Origin of the sequence: Prevotella sp. OH937_COT-195 (assembly GCF_003932845.1) — a bacterium.
GTDB lineage: Bacteria > Bacteroidota > Bacteroidia > Bacteroidales > Bacteroidaceae > Prevotella.
The window spans coordinates 1-8,437 of the sequence record NZ_RQZH01000040.1 but is presented as its reverse complement, the minus strand read 5'-3'; the positions used below and the strand labels follow the sequence as shown (position 1 = coordinate 8,437).

Genomic DNA, 8,437 nt, shown 5'->3' with positions numbered 1-8,437 from the left:
GCACCGGCGGCGTATTGCTTCTTTGACAACAAACCGAATGTACTACCGGTATATGTGGAGAATACAAGGCAATTGCAACTTTTTTAGAAACGGATTATAAATCAATGAAATAAACCTTTTTAAGGAACGACTAGCATAACAGATATTTTATAATATGTTTTCATCTGTGTCGTAATTTGGGCGAATTTGATCGGTAAAATCGGCTGTTTTGCAAATCAAATTCGGCGATTTTAATTTGCAAAACAGGCTAAATCAAAAATGTTTTTAGATGTAACGTTTTCCTAAAATTTATGTTAGCGATATAACAAGTGCTTCTTTTGTATCACTCGTAATTCTAAACCTGTTATCAGTTCTTTCACCCACGAGCCAAATGATGTTTCCATCGGCATCTTCAATCACCAATTGCCTTTCCTTGTCAATTATCGAAAAATGCTTATCCGTCATATAGTCGCTTATGAGTTTTGAACCTTTCATTCCGAACGGAAAAAAGCGATCTCCGTTATTTACATTCCTAAGCAACAGCGGGAATCTTACCCTTTCAGCATCAAGTGTTACCGATTTTCTTTCTTTTGAAATACAGAATTTGTCATCGACATGCAATTTCATTACCTTAATTAAGCATTTATCGTTGACAATATAATTTCCCGTCTCCGGGATATTTAGATTTAATGAATGATCTTCTATTTTTGAAATAATAATTTTCCCACGGTCGAACGTCAATTGGTGTGTTCCCGACAAGAACCTTTTACCGGTTTGAGAATCAATCCCTGCACTTATATTTCCTATTTGGTCGGGATTGAACCCATATTTCTTCAAGATATTAAACAACGTATATTCCGGAGAAACTTCCGCTTTCAACAAATTAATGTCGATATAAAGTAAATCATCTATAAATTTAGATACTTTTGAAGAAGATTTTTCGATGGAATGGGCGAAAACTTTATTTGCCTCATTAACCCTTACTGCTGTTCTTACGATATTTTGTACGGCAGAAGGATTTATCTTTTCCATTGCCGGTATAATATTTAGTCGTATATTGTTTCTTACAAAGAAATCTGTAAGGTTTGAGGAATCTGTCACATATTCCTGTCCCTCTTTTTTTAGAAAATTCTCAATCTCTTCACGTGAAACACAAAGTAACGGCCTGATAACATTATCTCTCTTTGGGCGTATTCCTGCCAAACCATTTATACCGGTCCCCCGTATCAAATTTAGTATGACAGTTTCCGCACAATCATTTTGGTGATGAGCGACACATACTCCGTCAGCGCAAATATCACGTATTAGATTTTCAAAATAAGAATATCTTAGGTTTCGTGCTGCCATTTCAATACTAATACCATGCAGAAGAGAGTACGCATTGGTGTCAAAATGGACAAGATGAATTTTTATTTGCTGTCTTTTGCACAAATCAATACAAAATTGTTCGTCGCGCAAAGATTCTTCTTCTCTTAAATTAAAGTTGCAATGTGCAGCATCTACATTGTATCCAAGTTTCTTCAGAATGAGAAGCAGACATACACTGTCTGCCCCACCCGAAAGGGCAACAATATATTTCTTTTCCTTATCGAGCAATTGGTTTTGTTCGATGAAACGGGCAATTTTCTCAAGCATTTTTTATTCTATATATAATACAATCCCCTTAAGATATTCTCCTTCCGGATGATATATATTTACGGGGTGGTCTGCAGGCTGATGTAGTTGATGCAGTATGCGAACCTTTCTCCCTGCCAGTGCTGCCGCGGTAAAAACGGCATTTCTGAAATTATCCTTAGTTACTACTTGACTGCAACTGAATGTGAAAAGTATTCCTCCGGGGCGTATGCGTTGCATAGCCTTTAAATTCAGTCTCGTATATCCCTTTAGTGCGTTATGCAGTGCATTTCGATGCTTGGCAAATGCAGGTGGGTCAAGTATTATAAGATCATATACATCATTTGCTTTTTCAAGAAATTTAAATGCATCATCACAATAGGCAGCATGTCGTTTGTCGTACGGGAAATTAAGTTCCACATTGGCATTTGTCAGTTCCACGGCTTTTGCACTGCTATCAACCGAGTGTACTACTTTCGCTCCACCTCTCATTGCATAAAAAGAGAACCCTCCGGTATAACAAAACATATTTAAAACAGTCTTGTCTTTCGAGTATTTTTCAAGCAACAAGCGGTTTTCACGCTGATCAATGAAAAAACCGGTTTTCTGTCCTTTCAACCAATCAACATGAAATTCCAATCCGTTCTCCATGGCAGTGTTATTTTCGCTATTGCCAATAATGAAACCGTTTTCCTGTCCAATGGCCGCCTTGTATGGCAATGTTGTATCACTCTTGTAAAAAACATTCTTTATTCTTTCTCCCATTACTTTCACAAGTTCATTTGCCACAATGTCCCGACATTTGTGCATTCCAATGCTGTGTGCCTGCATTACGGCAGTTTCGCCATAGCAGTCTATGACAAGTCCGGACAGATTGTCTCCCTCGCCATGAACAAGACGATAAGTGTTATTCTTGGGATTGTCTGCGGTGCCAATACATTTTCTCATAAACAAAGCTTTTTCAAGTCGTTCTCTGAAAAACTCACTGTTTATTTCCACATCATTAAATGAAAGCACCCTGACGGCTATAGAACCTATTTGGAAATGTCCGACAGCGATGAAATCGCCGTTTTCTGTCAACAGCCTTACAGAATCTCCCTCTTCGATACCTTCGTCAATATATTTTATTGCCCCGGAGAACACCCATGGGTGAAACCTTTTCAGACTTTCGTCTTTTCCTTTTTTTAGTGTTATTGTTTTATACATTGTCATTATCCGTTTTTCTGAAAATCCCTTTCCGATGCATTAATCAACATAAATTCTCCGTTTTTTTTCAGTCTTGAAAGTTCCTTGTACAGCATTATACATGCCCAAGCATCGGTCGCCGCATAGCGTTTTTGTTTTTCTTGAAGAATATCAGCCTCCCAATTTGATAGTTGTTGCGTTTTGCTTATGCGTTGTCCTATAAGGTTGGCATACAGTTTTTGGAGACTCATGTCTTCAATTCCTATTTCGCTCACATGTTTCTGCAAGTCTATAAAAAATCCCGGTTTAAACGTCTTTCTCGCTTGCAAAGAACGAATATCGTCATTTAGAGACAAGCCAACTTTGGGGACTTTTTCATCTTCGAGCAATCTTATCAAAGCGGGAGTAAGGTCGGTGTAATTAAGTCTGAACAAGAAACATGTATCTGTTGTCGATACTTGAAGCAATGACACTTTGTGTGTAACACCACGTCTAAATGATGGTCGCGTCTCTGTATCTATGCCAAGTATCGGTGCAGACAGCAGGTATTCGACCGCTTTTTCTGTCTCTCCGGCAGTCAATATAGTGATTATCCTACCTTCGAACAAAACTCTTGGAAGAGTCGAGATTATTTTTTTGTCAAACTTATTATATATCGTTTTCTTCATTCTTTCTACTTTACGAGATGCAAAATTAGCAAAAAAAAGCGATTTTATACCCTTTTCTTATATTTTTCGATTAATTTTGCAGCAAATAACAAGAAGTCTTTTGACAAAACATATAATATGGTTAAGAAAAAGAAAGAACAGAAGCCTAAAACTCTAATGGAGACCGTAGGTTTCAAAAACATATTCCAAAACTATATATTCAATTTTCTTTTCGGTCTTGTGTTGGTGCTTGTGGCAGTACTGATGGTAATTGCTTTCATTTCCTATTTCAGCACCGGCGAGGCAGACCAAAGCCTTGTATCCGAAATGAGACAAGGCGATTGGCTTAACAGCAACAAAGAGTTTATGAATAGTTGTGGTTCGACAGGTGCAATAATATCAAACTTTTTTATAGCAGAATGTTTCGGACTTGCCGCTTTTGCCATACCAATTTTATTTTTTATCACAGGACTGAAAATGATGAAGGTATATAATGTAAACCTTTTAAAATGGTTCTTGTGTTTGGCAACAATTACGATATGGTGTTCAGTTTCATTTTCGGAATTTCTATCAAAACCTTTTGAAAGACAAGTGTATAATCCCGGCGGAGGACATGGAATGTATATAAGCCAGTGGATTGAGAATGTTATAGGTAAGCCCGGGCTTTATTTGCTACTTCTTTTTATAGCCATAACATTCCTCACTTATCTAAGTTCAGAAACAATAGAAGTAATGAAGAAATTACTTAATCCTGCCTATTATCTTTCAAACAAGGTAAAATTTACCATTACCAATCTGAAGAAAAAAACAGATGATATTATAAAAGATAACGAGGAAGAAGATGACGAAAAGCCCAATATTTACGATGACCCTGCACCTCAAACCGTAAATTTTACTGATGACGGGATACAAGTATGTACTCCGGTAAATACCGATATGGCAGATTCCGGCAATAATTATAAAAATGAAGGCAAAGTCTATGCAAATGATCCGGATATTGAGATAACTGTAGGTGATGACGAGGAAAAGGCCGGAGGAAGAACCGTTGCGGGAAAAATTGACCTGAGCACCCCGATAAATCCAAAGGAACCGTGGATAAAATATAAATACCCCAAGCTCGATTTGCTGAAAAAATATAACGACGGCGGACGAGTATATGTTGATGAAAAGGAGCAACTTGACAACAAGAAACGCATAGTTGACGTTCTCGCAACATTCAATGTGCAGATAAAGTCAATAAAGGCTACCGTCGGACCGACAATTACCTTATACGAGATAACCCCTGCTGAAGGAGTCCGCATATCGCGCATAAGGGGATTGGAAGATGATATAGCACTTAGTTTGTCTGCACTCGGAATACGTATAATAGCACCGATACCGGGTAAGGGAGCCATCGGTATTGAAGTTCCCAATGCAAAACCAAACATCGTGTCAATGGAGAGTATTCTTAACTCACGCAAGTTTCAAGAGGCAAAAATGGAATTGCCAATCGCACTTGGAAAGACCATTACAAATGAAGTGTATATGGTGGATTTGGTAAAAATACCTCATCTGCTCGTTGCCGGTGCCACAGGACAAGGAAAATCCGTAGGTCTTAATGCCATAATTACATCGCTTTTATACAAGAAACATCCGAATGAGTTGAAATTGGTACTTATAGACCCGAAGAAAGTTGAATTCAGCATATATAATCCTATTGCAAACCATTTCCTTGCAAAAGTCCCGGATGACAACGAGGAGCCTATAATCACTGATGTTACGAAAGTTATTCGTACGTTAAACAGTCTGTGTGCACTCATGGATCATCGATATGATATGCTAAAAATGGCAACGGCAAGGAACATAAAAGAATATAATGCCAAATTCGTAAACCACCAACTTGACCTCACAAAAGGTCACGAATATATGCCTTATATAGTTGTGATTATTGATGAGTTCGGGGATCTTATTATGACTGCAGGCAAAGAAATAGAGATGCCCATAGCACGCATAGCACAGTTGGCACGCGCCGTAGGAATACACATGGTTATTGCCACACAACGCCCTACGACTACAATTATAACAGGTAATATAAAGGCAAATTTCCCCGGAAGAATGGCATTCAAAGTAAGTGCAATGATTGACTCAAGGACAATTCTCGACCAAAAGGGGGCAGAGCAATTAATCGGCCGTGGAGACATGCTTATACTAAACGGCAGTACACCAGTGCGTGTACAATGTGCTTTTGTTGACACACCGGAGGTTGAGAATATAAATGAATATATTAAAAACCAGCCCGGACCGGTAATGCCGATGGAACTGCCGGAGCCGGCAACAGACGAGATTAGTATAGGATCATGTACCATAAGTAGTGACGATTTGGATCCGCTGTTTCTTGAAGTTGCGCGTTTCATAGTAATAAGCCAGCAAGGTTCAACAAGCATGATACAGAGACATTTCTCCATTGGATACAACCGTGCCGGTCGTCTGATGGATCAAATGGAAAAAGCAGGTATAGTGGGAAGCGCACAGGGTAGCAAACCACGTGAAGTGCTGATTGCAGAAGAGAACTCTTTGAATACGCTTTTATCCGGAATACATCGTTAAAACATGTGAGATGGTTATTGTATTTAAGAATATATAATATCAAAGATATATGAAAAAAAATATCAGTTTAATATTTTTTGTGCTGCTGATTTCAACAATTTCCACAGCGCAGAATGCAAGTCAGGCATTAAAGATTCTCGACAAAACGGCAGGAATAATCGGTAGGAAAGGTGGAGCAACCGCAAATTTTGCAATAACAGGGAAATATGGCAATACAAGCGGGACGATTGCAATCAAGGGAAATAAGTTCCGTGCAACAACTCCGGATGCCATTATATGGTTTGACGGTAAAACAGAATGGACATATATTAAAAAAAATGAAGAAGTGAACATAAGCACTCCGGCAGAAGCCCAACAACAAGCAATGAACCCATATAAATTCATTACCATATATAAAAATGGATTTAATTTGAGTATGACATCTTCTGCTTCTGAATACAACATACATCTTGTTGCACGTAACCAAGGGCGTACGATAAAAGAAATGTATATAACAATAGACAAACGCACATATCTACCCAAACAAGTAAAAATGAGACAAAGCAACGGATGGACAACTATAAAAATAAGTAATTTCAAGACATCTAATCAGAGTGATGCATCATTTAGGTTTAACTCAAAGGATTTCCCGAAAGCAGAAATAATTGATTTGAGATAAAAATGAACAGACTTCAAATCTATCATATACTTTACAGACATAACAAACTGAGAAACAGACGCAGCCCTATATTTGAGCAGAACATGGTTGCAAAAGTATTTGTTGGCATAGGAATCGCATTTACAATTATTTACCTTGTTTTCTTTGCAATAATATTGTCGCTCGCTGCCAATGAGAGTTCATGGATAGAAGGATATGAACTTATGTTTGCTGTACTACCGTTCATACTTGCCATAGATTTCTTGTTCAGATTTGTATCTCAACAGACACCAACACAACTAATCCATCCATACCTGCTCCTGCCAATGCCCAAAGATACATGTATAAAGTCTTTTGTGTTGGTTTCGTTGTTTAGTGGTGGGAATCTTATATGGCTTGGGCTGTTTCTCCCATTCGCAATAATGAGCGTCTTGTTTCAAGTGGGTGTTTTCAATACCGTTTTGCTCTTGACTGCATTACAATTATTCATAATGCTAAACAGCCTTTGGTATATGCTTTGCCGCACATTAATAAACAGCAATATACTTTGGTGGGTATTACCGGCATCTGTATATTCATTTATTTTCATGCCGTGGATTTTGAACGATTTTGGCTTTTTCTGTGAAATATATGCCAATGGCGGAAATCTCTTCACCAATAATAATCCATTGGCATGGATTGGATTATTATGCATAATGACCTCATTGGTGTTTGTCAACATAAAAGTTCAAGGACATTTTATCTATAAGGAAGTTATCGGACAAGAAACTAAGCGATTGAAGAGTGTATCCGAATTCAAATTTCTTAATCGTTTTGGCGAAACGGGCGAATATCTTAAACTTGAAATTAAGAGTATAATGAGGAATAAGAATGTACGGACATCATTCATAATGGGTACGGCATTTACATTAATGCCAAGCATTATAATAACATATACTGATATTTATAGTGACTCGTTTTCAACAAAGTTTTGGCTTGTATATGTATTTGTACTTTATGGTGCCATTACTTTGATTAAAGTGATGAGTTACGAAGGCAACTACATAGACGGGCTTATGGTTCATAAAGAAAACATTCTGTTGTTACTCCGTGCAAAATATTATTTATACGTTGCTTTACTTTTACTTCCGATGTTATTGATGATTCCTACCTTGTTTAACGGTAAATATACATTGTTTAATTTTATCTCTATTGCCGCATTTACCGCCGGTCCATGTTTCTGCTTGCTGATGCAGATGGCGGTATTTAACAGACAAACAATACCTCTGAATACAAAAATGACAAGCAAAGGCACTGTGGAGACAAATTGGCTCCAAGTTGTTTTTCAACTAATTGTCATGTTTGTTCCTGTTGTAATAATAAATATCTTTTCGCTGTTTTTCAACGAAACAATAACCTATATAATTCTTCTTGTCATTGGATTACTATTTGTTATTTTCCACGAAATATGGCTTCGCAATATTTATAAACGATTTATGACACGCAGATATTTGAACATGGATTCATTCAGAACATGACAATAAACCATGTACAGTATTATTATCTTCTACTGTACACATAAAATGTACACGACCCTAATATTATTTTCCTGAATCGTGTACATTATTATTTAAAGTATGAAAATTAGTTACGACCTAAGTAGTCGTTCCTTAAAAAATGTTTATTTCATTGATTTATAATCAATTATCCTTGTATTTATTTGTCTGTTTCTGCAAGTTTTTGTACCTTTACAGTATAAAACTTGCAGAATTTCATGTTAAAAAGAACCTCCAACCAACTATCATTATTC

General features: G+C 37.2%; 6 protein-coding genes. 3 read left to right on the top strand and 3 right to left on the bottom strand.

Going from position 1 to position 8,437, the window contains the following annotated elements; genetic code table 11:
- Positions 1–288: 288 nt before the first annotated feature.
- The 3 genes from tilS to EII32_RS10735 are packed head-to-tail and all read right to left on the bottom strand — an operon-like array spanning position 289 to position 3,446.
- The gene (tilS, locus tag EII32_RS10745; protein ID WP_125235398.1) at positions 289–1,614 is read right to left on the bottom strand and encodes a tRNA lysidine(34) synthetase TilS; all 1,326 of its coding nucleotides are present in this window, start codon (positions 1,612–1,614) and stop codon (positions 289–291) included.
- 3 nt (positions 1,615–1,617) lie between these two features.
- On the bottom strand, positions 1,618–2,799 hold the full coding sequence (locus EII32_RS10740) for a class I SAM-dependent rRNA methyltransferase (protein ID WP_125235397.1): 1,182 nt from the start codon (positions 2,797–2,799) through the stop codon (positions 1,618–1,620).
- Positions 2,800–2,804: 5 nt separating this feature from the next.
- Positions 2,805–3,446, bottom strand: a complete 642-nt coding sequence (locus EII32_RS10735; RefSeq protein ID WP_125235396.1) for a 3'-5' exonuclease — start codon at positions 3,444–3,446, stop codon at positions 2,805–2,807.
- 117 nt (positions 3,447–3,563) lie between these two features.
- Between EII32_RS10735 and EII32_RS10730 the strand changes: the two genes are divergently transcribed.
- Genes EII32_RS10730 through EII32_RS10720 form a run of 3 tightly spaced genes read left to right on the top strand, consistent with a single transcriptional unit; the run spans position 3,564 to position 8,165 of the window.
- Positions 3,564–6,011, top strand: coding sequence for an FtsK/SpoIIIE family DNA translocase (locus EII32_RS10730; RefSeq protein WP_125235395.1), 2,448 nt, complete (start codon positions 3,564–3,566; stop codon positions 6,009–6,011).
- A gap of 49 nt (positions 6,012–6,060) precedes the next feature.
- Positions 6,061–6,669: a LolA-like putative outer membrane lipoprotein chaperone gene (locus EII32_RS10725; protein WP_125235394.1), complete on the top strand. Its 609-nt coding sequence runs from the start codon at positions 6,061–6,063 to the stop codon at positions 6,667–6,669.
- Positions 6,670–6,671: 2 nt separating this feature from the next.
- Positions 6,672–8,165 carry a DUF5687 family protein gene (locus EII32_RS10720; protein ID WP_125235393.1) on the top strand — a complete coding sequence of 498 codons (1,494 nt, stop codon included), beginning with the start codon at positions 6,672–6,674 and terminating at the stop codon, positions 8,163–8,165.
- The last annotated feature ends 272 nt before the right edge of the window (positions 8,166–8,437 follow it).